This is a genomic window from Rhodoferax sp. (assembly GCF_018780565.1).
Lineage (GTDB): Bacteria > Pseudomonadota > Gammaproteobacteria > Burkholderiales > Burkholderiaceae_C > Rhodoferax.
Genome location: NZ_JADMJN010000016.1, coordinates 43,638 through 58,377 on the forward strand (window position 1 = coordinate 43,638; position 14,740 = coordinate 58,377).

The 14,740-nt window shown below is 58.4% G+C and carries 15 protein-coding genes and 1 tRNA gene; 3 read left to right on the forward strand and 13 right to left on the reverse strand.

From position 1 onward, the window contains the following. Positions 1-12: 12 nt before the first annotated feature. Complete coding sequence (locus IV109_RS18715) at positions 13-780, forward strand: type III pantothenate kinase (protein ID WP_296700518.1); 768 nt, start codon at positions 13-15, stop codon at positions 778-780. 1 nt (position 781) lies between these two features. On the opposite strand, the gene IV109_RS18720 is transcribed toward IV109_RS18715, so the two are convergent. Both IV109_RS18720 and IV109_RS18725 read right to left on the reverse strand, forming a co-directional pair. Further along, on the reverse strand, positions 782-1,879 hold the full coding sequence (locus IV109_RS18720; protein ID WP_296700521.1) for a M14 family metallopeptidase: 1,098 nt from the start codon (positions 1,877-1,879) through the stop codon (positions 782-784). A gap of 11 nt (positions 1,880-1,890) precedes the next feature. Next, a complete protein-coding gene (locus IV109_RS18725) occupies positions 1,891-3,084 on the reverse strand; it encodes a M20 aminoacylase family protein (protein WP_296700525.1) in 1,194 nt (397 codons plus the stop codon). A 97-nt stretch (positions 3,085-3,181) separates the two neighbouring features. Between IV109_RS18725 and IV109_RS18730 the strand changes: the two genes are divergently transcribed. Then, a complete protein-coding gene (locus tag IV109_RS18730) occupies positions 3,182-5,278 on the forward strand; it encodes a molybdopterin oxidoreductase family protein (RefSeq protein ID WP_296700528.1) in 2,097 nt (698 codons plus the stop codon). A gap of 144 nt (positions 5,279-5,422) precedes the next feature. Here the strand turns inward: IV109_RS18730 and IV109_RS18735 are convergent, their stop codons facing one another. The 4 genes from IV109_RS18735 to IV109_RS18750 all read right to left on the reverse strand — a co-directional run bounded on the left by IV109_RS18735 (position 5,423) and on the right by IV109_RS18750 (position 7,194). Then, positions 5,423-5,653, reverse strand: coding sequence for a hypothetical protein (locus IV109_RS18735; protein ID WP_296700533.1), 231 nt, complete (start codon positions 5,651-5,653; stop codon positions 5,423-5,425). Between the two features lie 127 nt (positions 5,654-5,780). Next, positions 5,781-5,856, reverse strand: a tRNA-Gly gene (locus IV109_RS18740). A 250-nt stretch (positions 5,857-6,106) separates the two neighbouring features. Then, complete coding sequence (locus IV109_RS18745) at positions 6,107-6,829, reverse strand: hypothetical protein (RefSeq protein ID WP_296700537.1); 723 nt, start codon at positions 6,827-6,829, stop codon at positions 6,107-6,109. Next, the gene (locus IV109_RS18750; protein ID WP_296700539.1) at positions 6,787-7,194 is read right to left on the reverse strand and encodes a hypothetical protein; all 408 of its coding nucleotides are present in this window, start codon (positions 7,192-7,194) and stop codon (positions 6,787-6,789) included. Before IV109_RS18750 ends, IV109_RS18745 begins: the two co-directional genes overlap by 43 nt. Before the next feature lie 554 nt (positions 7,195-7,748). On the opposite strand from IV109_RS18750, the gene IV109_RS18755 reads away from it, so the two are divergent. Next, entirely contained in the window at positions 7,749-8,621 is an 873-nt protein-coding gene (locus tag IV109_RS18755) for a hypothetical protein (protein ID WP_296700543.1), read from the forward strand. Here IV109_RS18755 and IV109_RS18760 read toward each other — a convergent pair. The 7 genes from IV109_RS18760 to IV109_RS18790 form a co-directional block, all read right to left on the reverse strand. Further along, positions 8,598-9,500, reverse strand: a complete 903-nt coding sequence (locus tag IV109_RS18760) for a nucleotidyl transferase AbiEii/AbiGii toxin family protein (protein WP_296700547.1) — start codon at positions 9,498-9,500, stop codon at positions 8,598-8,600. The two genes, IV109_RS18755 and IV109_RS18760, sit on opposite strands and share 24 nt — an antisense overlap. A 303-nt stretch (positions 9,501-9,803) precedes the next feature. Beyond that, the gene (locus IV109_RS18765) at positions 9,804-10,052 is read right to left on the reverse strand and encodes a DUF2274 domain-containing protein (protein WP_296700550.1); all 249 of its coding nucleotides are present in this window, start codon (positions 10,050-10,052) and stop codon (positions 9,804-9,806) included. Beyond that, a complete protein-coding gene (locus IV109_RS18770; protein ID WP_296700553.1) occupies positions 10,049-11,350 on the reverse strand; it encodes a TrbI/VirB10 family protein in 1,302 nt (433 codons plus the stop codon). Before IV109_RS18770 ends, IV109_RS18765 begins: the two co-directional genes overlap by 4 nt. A 2-nt stretch (positions 11,351-11,352) precedes the next feature. Continuing rightward, entirely contained in the window at positions 11,353-12,366 is a 1,014-nt protein-coding gene (gene trbG / locus IV109_RS18775; RefSeq protein WP_296700556.1) for a P-type conjugative transfer protein TrbG, read from the reverse strand. Beyond that, on the reverse strand, positions 12,363-13,067 hold the full coding sequence (gene trbF / locus IV109_RS18780; protein WP_296700559.1) for a conjugal transfer protein TrbF: 705 nt from the start codon (positions 13,065-13,067) through the stop codon (positions 12,363-12,365). The genes trbG and trbF overlap by 4 nt, the downstream gene beginning before the upstream one ends. 12 nt (positions 13,068-13,079) lie before the next feature. Continuing rightward, positions 13,080-14,456: a P-type conjugative transfer protein TrbL gene (trbL, locus tag IV109_RS18785; protein ID WP_296700562.1), complete on the reverse strand. Its 1,377-nt coding sequence runs from the start codon at positions 14,454-14,456 to the stop codon at positions 13,080-13,082. A 5-nt stretch (positions 14,457-14,461) separates the two neighbouring features. Continuing rightward, the gene (locus IV109_RS18790) at positions 14,462-14,740 is read right to left on the reverse strand and encodes an EexN family lipoprotein (protein ID WP_296700565.1); all 279 of its coding nucleotides are present in this window, start codon (positions 14,738-14,740) and stop codon (positions 14,462-14,464) included.

The following is a 14,740-nucleotide window of genomic DNA, read 5'->3' on the forward strand; positions in this document are numbered from 1 at the left end:
AGGACACACACCATGAGTTTTCTGGCCATTGATGCTGGCAACACCCGCCTGAAATGGGCGCTGTACGAGGCCCCCCGACCTGACTCCCCCCTTCTGGCGCAAGGCGCCGAGTTTCTCGAAAACATTGACAAGCTGGCCGAAGGCGCATGGGCCAGCCTGCCGGTCCCTGATCGCATGCTCGGGTGCATCGTGGCGGGCGATGCCATCAAACGCCGCGTCCAGGAACAGATGGAAATCTGGGATGTCCCACCTCAATGGGTTGTGTCAAGCTCAGCAGAGGCAGGCCTGACCAACGGTTACGACTATCCCGCGCGCCTGGGTGCCGACCGCTGGGTGGCCATGATCGGCGCCTGGCACCGCTCTTTGACCCAGGGTCCCGCGCGGCCTATGGTCGTGGTCATGGTGGGCACGGCGGTCACGGTGGAGGCGATTGACGCCAGCGGAAAATTCCTGGGTGGCCTGATATTGCCCGGCCACGGCATCATGCTGCGCGCCCTGGAGTCCGGCACCGCCGGACTGCATGTGCCTACTGGCGAAGTGCGTGAATTCCCCACCAACACCAGCGACGCCCTCACCAGCGGCGGAACCTACGCCATTGCTGGCGCTGTGGAGCGCATGGTGCAACACGTGCGCGCCCACTGCAAAGCCGAGCCCAACTGCGTGATGACCGGCGGCGCGGGCTGGAAGATGGCTCCCAGCATGTCCGTTCCGTTCGAATTGGTGGACAACCTGATTTTTGACGGCCTGCTGGAGATGGCGGCGCGCCGGTTTGCGACCTGACTCAGGCGCCCAGGCCGTCCGCGGCCTGAAATAGCGCTTGGCGGGCCTGGCTGATGATCTGGCCTTTCCAGGCATCGGTATCGGTGTAGAAGGCGTCCATCATCTGCTGCCTGATTTCCCCGGCCTGCGCCGGCAAAGCTTCTGGATGGTTGTGAAGCCAGTGTTCTGCGCGCAGCGCCAGCACCATCTCATTCATGGGCAAGGTGCCGTACTCCATGGCGATTCCGGTGTATTCAGCCTGAGGACACTCTTCGTAGATCGATGTCCACATGAGTCCGGTCAGAAAGGCCGAGGTCGACGAGCCGTCGTAGATTGAAGTCACCGGCGTGGCGCCCTGCCCACCCCACCACTGTCGGGCACGCGCCAGGGCGGCCGGGTCGTCCTGGCAGGCGAATATGCGTTCGCCCACACCACTGGGACCAAGACCCGTATGGAAATCAATCCAGGCAATGCTTTTTGCCCGGTGCCCATGGTGACGCAACACCTGGCGAAGCGTCTGATTGCTCCAGGTCGGCGCCACGCCGCCAAAAAACAAGCCATCGGCAAACTCATGCTGGCCCCGCGTGACGCCGGCCTGGAAAGCATCCATGCCATTCGTCGCGATGAAGTGAGCCACAGCCGCTGCATTGGCAGCATCCGGCGGCCAATGCCGGGGCAGAAGCAAAGGATGCAGCACGCGGTAGGCTTCGTTCACCGGCAGAGGCTTTGAGAAGTCCTGAAAATTCCGGTTCAAATCCACGTTTTCATGGGTCGTGCGACGCAAATGCGAAAAACCATAAGGGTTCAGCGCATGCACATAAAGCACCGCAACGCCCTGAGCCCGGGCCTTGTGCCGCCACGCCTGATCATGCAGCGCAAACACCTGCACGCCACTGCCGCAATATCCCTCGACACCATGGCAGGCGCTGGAGAGAATCAGCAGTTTGTCGGCATCGGGCGCGCCATCAAGCACCACGTCCATGGCGAGTGCTTCGCCATCGCGGCCCGCCAATGGATGCACATTGGAAGTGACTTGCAGGCCGGCTTGGGCAGCAGCCTCCAGAAACTTGACCCGTGCCTGCGCGTAACGGGACGCAAACGCGTCAACGACGTTCATCATGTGGATCAGGCTCAGGCACCGTCTTTGAACCACTCCTCGGCCAGACGCACCCAGTAGGTGGCACCCAGGGGAATCAAATCATCGTTGAAGTCGTAACTCGGGTTGTGCAGCATGCAGGGGCCGCCGCCGTGACCCATCTCGCGGTGCGCACCGTCGCCATTGGCAATGAAACTGTAGCAACCCGGCTTGGCCAGCAGCATGTAGGAAAAATCTTCGGCGCCCATGGTGGGCTCCTGCACCGACACATTGCTTTCGCCAACGATGCTCACCATGACCTTGCGCGCAAACTCTGCCTCTTTGGCGGCGTTGATCGTGGGGGGGTAGTTGCGGTCGAACTGAAACTCGCAAACCATATCGAACGCGGCACAGGTGTGCTCGGCAATCTGCTTCATCCGCCGCTCAATCATGTCCAGCACATCCAGCGTAAAGGTCCGCACTGTGCCCTGCAGTTCGCAGCTGTCGGGAATGACGTTGGTGGCCTCGCCCGCATGGATCATCGTCACGGAAATCACACCCGCATCAATCGGTTTTTTGTTGCGACTGATGATGGTTTGAAAAGCCTGCACCATCTGGCAGGCCACGGGCACCGGGTCCAGGCCAGTGTGTGGCAAGGCAGCATGACCGCCTTTGCCGCGAATGGTGATCTTGAACTCATTGCTTGAGGCCATCACGGGACCGGGGCTGACGGCGAATTTACCCACATCAGAACCTGGCCAGTTGTGCATGCCAAACACAGCTTCCATGGGATATTTTTCAAACAAGCCATCCTTGATCATCTCGCGCGCGCCACCGCCACCCTCTTCGGCAGGCTGAAAGATCAGATACACCGTGCCGTCAAAATTCCGGTGCTTTGCAAGGTGCTGGGCCGCCGCCAGCAGCATGGCGGTATGCCCGTCATGGCCGCAGGAGTGCATTTTCCCAGGGTGCTGGCTGGTGTGACTGAAGGTATTGAACTCCTGCATCGGCAGGGCATCCATATCGGCCCGCAAGCCAATGGCCCGCTCGGAAGTGCCATTTTTGACGATGCCCACAACGCCTGTTTTGCCCATGCCTTGATGAATGGGAATGCCCCACTCGGTCAGCTTTTGCGCTACGACCTCGGCCGTGCGAACCTCCTCAAAACAAAGTTCAGGGTGCGCGTGGATATCCCGGCGAATGGCTGCAATGCCCGCTGCCTGCGTAACGATCGAATCTATGATTTTCATGGCTGCTCCTGGTCCCCGAGTCTATAACTAAGCAGAGAAACATGCCATTCAGGGTCTTGCGCCAGAATGGAGCCACCTATCACACACTACCCCGCCCATGAACGCAACGACCGACCAGCCGGCCAAGGATACACACACCCAGGTGCTGGGCGCCTGCCCGCATGATTGCCCGGATACCTGCTCCATGGTGACCACCGTTGTCGGGGGCATTGCCATCAAGGTTCAAGGCAATCCTGAGCATCCCCATACGGATGGCGCGCTGTGCACCAAAGTATCCCGCTACACCGAGCGCACCTACCACCCGGAACGCATCCTGCATCCGCTGAAAAGAGTGGGGGCAAAAGGTTCAGGCCAGTTCGAGCGGGTAAGCTGGGAGGCCGCGTTGTACGACATCGCGTCCCGACTCACCTCGATTGCCAGCCGTGGCGCGGATGCGGCGCAAGCCATTCTTCCCTACAGTTATGCGGGCACCATGGGCCTGGTACAAAGCGAAAGCATCGCGGCGCGCTTCTTCCACAAGCTGGGGGCCTCTTTGCTCGATCGCACCATCTGCGCCTCGGCCGGCGCCGAGGGCTTGACCCACACTCTTGGCGGCAAAGTTGGCATGCGGGTGGAGTTTTTTGCCGAATCGAAACTCATCATCATCTGGGGTGGCAACTCGATCGCCAGCAATCTGCACTTCTGGCGCTATGCGCAAATCGCCAAACGCAACGGTGCCAAACTGATTTGCATCGATCCCCGCCGAAGCGAGACTGCTGAAAAATGCCATGAACATATTGCACTGCTGCCCGGCACAGACGGCGCACTGGCACTGGCGCTGATGCACGAACTCATCAAGCACAACTGGCTGGATCACGACTACCTGAGGCAGCACACGCTGGGCTGGGATTTGCTGCGCGAGCGCGCGATGCAGTGGCCACCAGAGCGCGCCGCCCAGGTGTGCGGCATCTTGCCGGAGCAGATCCGTTCATTGGCCCGGGATTACGGCACCTGCGCTGCCAGCGGGCAAGCCACCGCCATCCGCATGAACTACGGGCTGCAACGGGCGCACGGTGGGGGCAACACCGTGCGCCTGATTGCGTCCTTGCCCGCGCTCACAGGCGCATGGCGCAGCCGCGCGGGCGGCGTACTGCTCTCCTGCTCAGGCATGTTCCCGGTCAATCGCTCGGGCCTGCAAAGGCCCGATTTTCTCCCGTCAAATGTGCCGCGCACCATCAACATGAGCACCATTGGCGATGACCTGCTGCGCACAAGCAGTGCCGAATTTGGTCCGGCCATAGAGGCACTGATTGTCTACAACAGCAATCCGGTGGCTGTGGCCCCCGAGTCCGCCAAAGTGGTGCAGGGCTTCTCAAGGGAAGACCTCTTCACCGTTGTGCTCGAACATTTCCAGACCGATACAGCCGACTATGCGGACTACATCCTGCCCGCCACGACACAGCTGGAGCATTGGGATGTGCATGCGAGCTATGGGCACACCGACGCCCTGCTCAACCGGCCCGCCATTGCCCCACTTGGCGAGGCCAAACCCAACACGCAAATTTTTCGTGAGCTGGCCGCGCACATGGGCTACGACGAGCCGGCATTTTCAGAGGATGATTTGAGCTTGTGTCGTCTGGCCTATGGGGATCGGATCGATTTCCAAACGCTCATGGACCAAGGATTTGCCCCATTGATGGCGCCACAGGCACCATTCGCCGACGGCAACTTCCCGACGCCGTCGGGAAAGTGCGAATTCTTCAGCGCGCGGCTCGCTGCGCGTGGCTTGGACGGCCTGCCGGACTACGTGCCCAATCATGAAGCATCGAACACATCCACTACCTATCCGCTGGCCATGATCTCCCCGCCGGCCCGCAATTTCCTGAACTCCAGCTTTGTGAATGTGAAAAGCCTGCGCGACATTGAGGGCGAACCGCTGCTGGAGATGCACGCGGAGGATGCGCATGCGCGCGGCATAAAGACGGGCGAAGTGGTGCGGGTATTCAATCAGCGTGGAAGCTACCGCTGCAAAGTGAAAGTCTCACCGCGTGCACGTGCAGGCGTTGTCAATGGGCTTGGCATTTGGTGGCGCAAGCTCGGCCTGGATGGAACGAATGTGAATCAGCTAACCAGCCAAAAGCTCACCGACCTGGGCCGCGCTCCGACTTTTTATGACTGCCTCGTAGAGGTTGAGTCGGATCGGCTGAAGACTTGAACGACATTGCCGACTACATCGTGAGCGTCTACAACAGCCAGCGGCTGCACTCCAAACTGGGCAACTTGCCACCCAATGCATTCGAGCAGAGCCGGACCTCGCACCCACCTGCCAACACCCCTATTCCGGCATTCTGTTCACTGATTACTCTTTCAACTCTCGCGCTTTCATCATCCGCCACACCCTGAGCGCCAGAAGAACCATCGGTGCCACGTGATAAAGCAGATCAAATATGTCGATTGGCCGGGTCAGTGTGCCTTGCAACAACATGCGCACCTTCTCCACCAGATGGGGCTCCGGAGTAATCGGGGCAACCGCCATCCATGCAGCTACCAGAATGAGCAAGTAAAGGGGAATCCGATCCAGCCAACGCATATATCTCCTCCATTTTCACCCACACCGAACCCGTCGGACTTCCCAACGGCTATGCCTAATGCGTTTTCAACGCCGGAAAGCAAAAAGCCCATCGCAATGGACGGGCTTTTGTGCATATCGAATCCTATGGAGCGGGAAAAGAGGCTCGAACTCTCGACCTATACCTTGGCAAGGTATCGCTCTACCAACTGAGCTATTCCCGCATGTGACCACCAAGGTGGTCAAAGAAAAACCCATCACAGGGATGGGCAATTCAATTTGGTGGCCTGGGGCTGAATCGAAAAACCCGCCCAAAGCCTTATCAATACTTACATTCTAAAACGTCGCAGTTTCTTGGGTACACGTTTGGGTACACCAGACTTCGATTCCTAAATTATACAGGCTTGAATTGCGTCTTCTGTCCTTCGGACGCTCATTTTTTACAAGCTGGTCAGCAGTTGACCCGTCACAAGATCAGCCAAAATTACCGATTCGCTCTTTTTCGAACAATCGCGGGTTAGAGAGAGCGTAGCTCGCTCCGCTTCTACGGAAATACACACCGGCAGCGAATGCAATGCGCCACCCAGCGCGACGCGCGCGGGTACCGTACATTTCCAGATTTCCGACATTGGCGTGATTGGCGAGCTCCAGTAGCGCAGACCACTTGGCTCGGTCATTCGACAGCGCATATGGCTCAATGCCCCTTAGCAGTCGAACCTCTTCATCGAAGGAAAGATTGCTGAATAGCAGCACACGCGGTAAGCGCACCGCCTGTCCCTGCAACAGGAACTCACAATCCGTGTAGCTCACTGCCTGCCAGATGAACCGCGAAGCCTTGCGCGAAAAGCCGCCCTCCGGGCTTAGGTATTTCACCTCAAGTCCAATTGGACCTGGCTTGAAATCGTGTGCGATGAGATGACTCTTTGGCTGCAGCACGTAGTCAAATTTGACCGCAGCACCGCTGACAAGATGTCGGCCCGGCACCTCCCTCCAAATCTCGAAGTCTTCTTCGATCCAAGTGTCGAGCCAAGCGCGTAGTTCTATCTCAGACGTGAACTTCTCAAATGGCTGCGCCTGAGGGTCAGCAAATGCATTGGCGTGCCGCTGCAAGTGTTCAATGATGAAGGGGTGTCGGTGCTGCCATCCAAGAACACTCAGTGCCTGAACGACGCGGTCCAGTGCCGCGCGGACGCGCATTTAGCCATGTCAACCTTTCGGTCAGCTTCCGCTACAAGGCGGGTTGCGTCCGGATCCAGTATTTCCTGAATCTTGCCGTTGACATCTTTTAGCTCAGCGTACCAAACCCGCATACCCTCACGTCGAATACTTCCAATAGACTCGTCGAACGCGGGCGCTTCGTTATCTCGCAACAGCAGCACTGACGAAGCCTTGGATAACGGGCCACCCCGTTGATCGCCGCAGACCTGACACTGCTTTACGTAGTGCCGATGTCCGCCCGCGACAACACGAGTGCGTACTTGCAACTGAGGCTCGCAATCGTGCGGCTCGATGCTCACGGCGAGCAGTTCTTCTTTGCGTGCAAATAACTCGTTTAAGTCCATGATCGGTCAGTTGTCATTGGCAACGATTTTGGCCAAGCAGCACTCGCCAGTACGGCAAAACGGAGCATGCCAATCAGCCGCCAGGCAAGCACTTGATCCAGGAAACGTGCTTCTGGTCTTCTGGAATGGGCCTTGCACGCGGAACAATAACATCTAAAACTATATTTAGCAGTGCTACGAAGCACTCGTGCTTCGTAGCATATCACATATTTTACCAAATACAACCTCAATTAGCCCTGTACCTGGCTTCTAAAATGAAGCATTAATGCTTCATTTTAGAAGCCAGCAATGCCTCATTCCTTCGCAGGCTACCTTTATGTACGCTGGCAAGGCAACTTATCAAGCATGCTACCGCCCCCGATTTCAGTTCTAAATGTATGTTATGCTATGCAGCGCTAGCGCTGCATAGCACATTTCTTCGAACATTCGATTCCTCCGCCCATACATTCCTTGCTGAGCCTCTTGTCAAATCGGAATAATTTTGCCATACTTAGCAGCATGTATGCTGCTAAGTACGAAGATATCAAACGAGCGCAAAAATGAGCCGCTCTAGGATGCAGATCGCCAAGGCCGACATCGTCAGTCACTTCGACGGCCTTTCCAGTCACGTATTGAAGCTAAAAGAGATCCGAGCCATCTTGGCCGAACAGCGGGGTTTCTGGCGCTTGGCCCAAAACACCACGTCAGCGCAGTTTATCGGCTTTCTTGAGAAGCACTCAAAGCTGAAACCTTACGAATTTCCATTCCCACAGCGCGGTGAGAAATGCTACTCATGGGGAGAGGTACCTCTCCTCACAATCCTGCTGAGCCTCAAAAAGGGGCTGCACTTCAGCCATTACACAGCGATGCGGATGCAAGGTTTGACTGAACAGTTGCCCAAATCTGTCTACTTAACCGACGAGCGCACGACCAGTCACCCGACAGAAAGAGAAAAACTCAGTCAGTCAGATATTGACCAAGCCTTCAACCACCCTGCCCGAATTTCCAGTAACTGGGTGGAATACGGTGACAAGAAAATCTACCTGCTCAACGGTGCCGACACTGGCCATCTAGGCGTCGTCGTTCAACAAGCCACCGATGAGGATGGCCAGGAAGCGCAAGTACGCGTGACCAACGTCGAGCGTACCTTGATAGACGCTACGGTCAAACCGATGTATGCAGGCGGCGTGTTTGAAGTGGCCAAAGCATTTGCATTGGCCAGTGACCGGTTGTCGGTCAACAAGCTGATCGCGATGCTTCGGAAACTCGACTTTGTCTACCCGTACCATCAAGCGATTGGATACTACCTTGAGCGCGCCGGCTACAAATCCAGTCAGTTGGACCTGGTTCGTCGGCTTCCCATGGAACACGACTTCTATCTCGCCCACGAAATGGGGGAGACGCGATACGAACCGACTTGGCGACTATTTGTGCCAAACGGGTTTTAGCTGGTCAATCAGCGCCAGTGTGTACTTGAAGTAGTAGTCAAAGTCCTTGAGCTGAAACTCAGGAGAGACGGTATCCTTCACCGAGGCATAGCCAGCCAGGTGAAATTCGTAGGTGTCGGGGACCTTTCCCAAGAAATCCATGGGCACCTTCTTCATTTCGAACATGGCGATGAGGGTTTCGCGGGCCGTCTCTGTCATCAAATCAAGCTTCAACGTGTCCATCAGAACGAAGATGTCCACGAAATCTCGGGCGCGAGCGCTGCCTGCGCGGTCCCTCTTGATGATTGGTCCGTACTCAGGCATTTGCTGACAGATGGCCCGAAGTTTTTCACAGACGATCATTTCCGGCGAGTAAACATAGATGACGTACCCGTCGAAGTCGACCAATTGCTTGCCCGCCACATACTCGAAACGACTGATATCGATAAGGAATCTGGTCCCTTGTCCCAGATTGATCGCTCTGCGCCTCAGTGTCTCCAGGTCTGCCGAATATTCAGCGTAAACCGCTGCTGCCGCCAGTTTGAACTCAACGCCATAGCCACCCCAAAAGTGCTTCATGTCATCAGAAACGGCTTTGGGCTTCTCGACCATCTTAAAGTCGAAGACCTCGAAGCCGTGGGAGCGAAAGGTGTTTACTAGGGCGCGGGAAATACGGCCCTCCACTTTCGCGATGTCACCACCAAAATCCTGCCGCAACGAGAAGTCCAGGTCCACCGATGCACGAGCGCTTATCTGATGCACTAGCGCCATCGCGTTCCCGCCCTTGAGAACGAGTTGCTCCAAAAGTTCGTCGTCGGAAGACATGGCCTGGACGGCCCAGATTTTGATCCTGTCAAGCAGCTTCTTGAAATCTTCGGGGCTAGTCTTGGGCTTGTTCACTATTGACCTTAAGGGGTTATCCGTCTTTGCAACACAAGATAGTACAGCCCAGCGCCACATGCCTTCGACCTTAAGGCATTGGGTGATCCGGTTTCATCTACTCAAAAGTTAAGGATTTGGACTTGTGCAATGTACGCCATGAAAGGCGCTACTCAATATTCAGTAGCGCCTTAAGAAGGATGCGGAATTTCGTGCGCCAACACACAGCGGAACGCCATTCACCACATTTGGCGTGAGAGCCCGTCACACCCGTACTTGGATACCTCAAGGCACCTGACGGAATAAGACACCGAGTGAAACCTATCAAACGGAGCTTGTGGATTTTGTTGACTTGCTCTGCAACGCCTTGAACCCTCGATCCCGCATCATGAACGATTCCAGCATATGAGGAATCAACGTGACGGAATCCACCGGCTCGCCGTAAGTTTGTGCGTGCAGCGCGGCATAGCGATCCAATTCATCCTTCAACGTCGCAGTCATTGCGATGGTCAGTTTCACCGTTTCGGTCTTGGGAAGCCGTCCCAGCCGCAGTTTGCCAACGTTCGTGCTCATTGCGAAGCCCCCCTAACAAAAAACAGTGGCTGATACGGTCGCAAAATCAAATCCTTGCTCACCATCACCCGCATCGGAAACCCAGGCCGAATCGTCAGCGTCGGCTGGATACCCATGTTCCGCTTAGTCATCTCCTGACCGACCTGGTTCACCGTATCCTGCGCACCCTGGCGCACGGCAATGATCACCTTGCCATCAGCGCCGTTACGGTCCGGCGCCGCCAGTTCAGCACCCACGCCCAACAGCGTGGACAGCGCCGCACCCGCAAGAATGCGATCCCAGTGCCAATCAACACCATCCTCCAATCCAGCGTAACCCGCCGGATCAATCCCCGGCAGCCGGTCCAGCGCAATCGACGAGGTATCGGGCAGAATCAACCGCGTCCACACCAGCAACACCCGTCGTTGTCCGAAAGCCACTTGACTGTCATAGCGTCCGATCAAGCGTGAGCCCTGCGGGATCAACAGATAGCGCCCCGTTGCCGTGTCGTAGACCGCCTCGGTGACATTGGCAATAACCTGCCCCGGCAAGTCAGAGTTGATGCCCGTCACCAGCGCTGCTGGAATGACAGTACCTGCCATCACCTGGTAAGGCGATACAGGCATTTGCAGACTGACCGGATTGCGCGTAGCCGTGTCACCCGCATTCGCGACAAAAGCGGCCTTCTGCTCCTGCCGATTCTGCGCAGCGGTCGGGTCGGCGGGCTGCGCGGTGGCGGTCGGCGGTCCCATCGGATTGAACGGCTGATTGCCCGACACCGGAACGGACGGACTGCCAACCGAAGCCGTGGCCGCAGCCATTGCCGGCTTCGCACCATTGCCACTGCTCCTAAAAAACACTGTAGAGCGCGCCGCCTCCTCCGCATCCCGCAATCGCGTCAATCGATCCGCATGCGCTGGATCGTTGTACGCCGCCGATACGTTCGCTTGGCGCTGGCGTTCTGCACTGACGATGGCCGGCCCCAAGTCACCCGGCAGCGGCTCGCCTAGAACAGGGATGGCAGGTTTGGTCGGAGTCGGTATCTTCGAATAGTCCTTGGGCAACTGGTCCAGACTCTCGGCCCGTGAGACGCGATCCACGTTGTACAACTCGGCAGCAGAGCTACGCTCGCGCTTGTGCGACTGCAGCGACCACAAGACACCTCCGAACACGGCAGCGGCCAGCGTGCCGGCACCTAACGCCAGCATGCGTCGGTTGAGCCGCACCACCGGACGCGGCGGGGCACGCAGGGTCATGGTGTCCGGATCGACCTTCGGAGGCACCGGCGTGTCCGCCTGCGGTGTAGCGGGCGTACTCATGCTCAGTTCCTCCGTGCCGTGCTGGCAATACCATCGGTGCGCTCGATGCGCACCACCTGGGCCTTGTCAGCCCCCAGCCGCAGCTCGGCGGCGCCAAACAGCCTGTCCACCACGTAATACGGCGAACGGAAACGGTAGTTCACCAACTGTCCATCGCCTTGCAGCCCAATCACGAACAGCGGCGGCAACTCGCCTTGCGCGATACCCCCAGGAAACTGGATGTACACCCGTTGCCCGTCATCAAAGGCACGCAGAGGCTTCCACGGAGGGTTGTCGCCGGTGATGGCATAGCGGAACCTGATCTGCTCCAGCGACAAACCAGAATCGACCGGCGCAGCCGCTTGAGCCTGCTGCGCCTGCTTCTGCAAGGCCAGCATCCGGTCCTTCGGGTAGTCCCAGGACACCGAAGCCATCCAGGCCTGCGGCGTCGAAGACAGCTCCAGCAGGTACATGCGCCGGTTCGTGGTGATGACCAGGTTCGTCTTCAGACCGGTGCGGGTGGGTTTTATGAGCACTGTCACGCGCAAGTTGGTACCTGCGCCACTGGCCGTGTCACCCACAATCCAGCGCACCGTGTCCCCTGCTGAGACCGTCACCAGCTCCTCGCTCTCCTGAAGGGCAACGGCAGTGACCCGGCCTGGACTCGTATAGACCTGGTACAGCGCACCATCGGCATACGGCCAGACCTGGATGGCATTGACGTAACCTTCCCGGCTCGGTGCCACACGTGCCTCCAGATTTGCGCGCGCGACACGAACCTTTTCGTCGATGGATTCCGGTGCGACCTTGGTCTCCGCCTCTGTCGATAGCGGCTTCAACTGTGCAGGCAGTGGCAGCGGTTCAGACAGCGTCACCACCTCGATAGGTTTCGGTGTCTCCGGTAGCAGTTGCGCAGCAACGGGCTCATCCAGTGTGATCGTGGGCGGCGGCTTGCCGCGGGTGGCGCAGCCAGTGATGGTCGCCAAGGCAGCGACCATCACCAACGGCAAAGCGCAAATACGGATTCGTGTCTTCATGGTTTTGCTCCTTGTGTCGCATCGAGTTCACGGCTCCAGGACAGGCCGTTGACATAGATGCCCAGTGGATTGCGGCGCAAACGCTCTTCCGTTCGCGGCGGTTGCAGCACCACCGATACCACTGCCGTCCAGCGCTCGGTGACCGAGGGTGCGCCATTCGCATAGTTGCGCTCGATCCAGCGCATCTGAAACGAAGAATCACTGGCCCGGACCACGCTCGTCACCTCCACCGAAACAGAGTTCTGCCCGATGCGAGCAAAAGGATCATTGACACGCGCGTATTCGTTCAGCGTGGCCGCGCCCTTGTCCGTGGTGTACTCATAGGCTTCGAGCCAGTTCTGCCGCACCACAACGGGATCGATCGACAGCGAGCGCACGTCGGTGAGGAAGCGCGCCAGGTGGTACGCAATCTGCGCGTCGTTCGGCTTGTACGGCGTGGCAGCTTCACCAACCGCCCGCACTTGGCCCGCGCTGTCCACCTCGACGACATACGGTGTCACGATGGACTGTGCGGATCGCCAGACCAATCCACCCGCCATCAGCAGAGCCAGGCTCAAGCAACCGAAGGCCATCAGCCGCCAATTCTTGGCTTGCACGGTGGCGCTACCGATGCGCTGGTCCCAGACCTGCGATGCAGCCTGGTACGGGGTAACGGGCTCGGGCGTTTCCGAGTAGCGCACCTGGGGACGTTTGAATAACATGAAGTGATCTCCTCAATGGTTGGAGTCGTCGCGCAGACTCGGACTGGCTCCGCCCCCGCCGTGGTCACCAGAGCGCAGCGAATGCGCAGCGGTAGAAACGCCGTGTGAAAGACGCTGGTTACGTTGCAGGCGTTTTGCCCAGGCGGGTGCAGGGGGTGGCGTGTCGGATGTCGTTGCGTTGGCGCCAGTTGTGGCACCTGCGGCTGAAGCCGGTGCAGCCGCTTCAGATACAGCCGATGCAACGCGATCCTTGACGGCCTTGGCCCCAGCCGCGACACGCTGACCAATAGCACTCGCACCGGTCTTCGCCACGTTGGCGAGGCCTGCACCCGCAGCACGAACGCCACCACCGCCTGAGGCGGCGGCACCCGCCTGGTAGGCGGACTTCGCACCTCCGACCATCGCGCTTGCCGAGCGGGCGGCACTGGCACCACCCCCAATAGCCGCGCGTGCCGCTCCCGGTGCCATGCGCGCCCCGGCTGCTACGGCTGCACCGCCTGCAGCAATGGCTGCGCCACCTGCTACGGCCAGACCCGCAGCACCCAGCACGGTTCCTGCCGCCGCACCCGCGCCCAACTGCGGCGCGCCCGATACCAGCCCGGTCGCGATGCCGGGACCGAAGATGCCCAAACCCAGCAGCGTGAGCGAAGCCAGCATGATGACCAACGCATGGTCAATCGATGGCTCTGTCCCCGGTGGTGTCTGAAACTCGGCAAACAAGCTAGAACCGATGCCGACAATCACGGCCAGCACCAGCACCTTGATTCCCGACGACACCACGTTGCCCAGCACGCGCTCAGCCAGAAACGCTGTTTTGTTCCACAAGGCAAACGGCACCAGCACAAAACCCGCCAGCGTCGTCAGCTTGAATTCGATCAGCGTCACAAATAACTGAACCGCGAGCACGAAGAAGCTCACGATCACCACCAGCCAGGCCAAGAACAGCACGGTGATGACATCAAGATTGGCGAACACCTCGGGAAATCCGGTCAGGTCGCTGATCTGCGCCATGATGGGTCGACCCGCATCAACGCCCGTTTGCGCGAGCCGTCCCGGCTGCAGCAACTGCGCCTGGGTCATTGAAGAACCAGACGCCACCAGTCCGAGCCCAGCAAACGAGCGGAACACAATACCCGCCAGGTTGTTGAAGTTGCCGATGATGAAAGCAAAGGCTCCGACATACAGCACCTTCTTGACCAGCTTGGCTATCACGTCGTCGCCACCCCCACTGGCATGGCTCATGGCCCAAAACAGGCCGGCCAGCGTCATGTCGATCCCGACCAGCGTGGCCGTCAGGAACACCATCTCGCCATGCAGCAGGCCAAAGCCGGAATCGATGTAGCGCGAGAAGACGTCCAGAAAGCGGTCGATGACCGACAGATCGTTCATGACGGTCAATCCTTCGAGGTGACCGGTGGCACCGGTTTCGGCACGGGATCGTTCGCGTAAGGCGATTTGCCATCCCCCATGAAGCGCCGCCGCGTGGCCTCGGACACCGCAGCACAGACGGCGTCCCCCACTTTGGCATGGTCAGCCTTGCACTGAGCTCTAAGCTCTTTCAGACGCTCAGGATTCGCGACCAGTGATTCGACGGTGTCGGTAGGTGCCGACTTGCCGCAGGCCGCTATCAACGATATCGAAACCGCAAAGACAATGATCAAAATCTGTTTCAT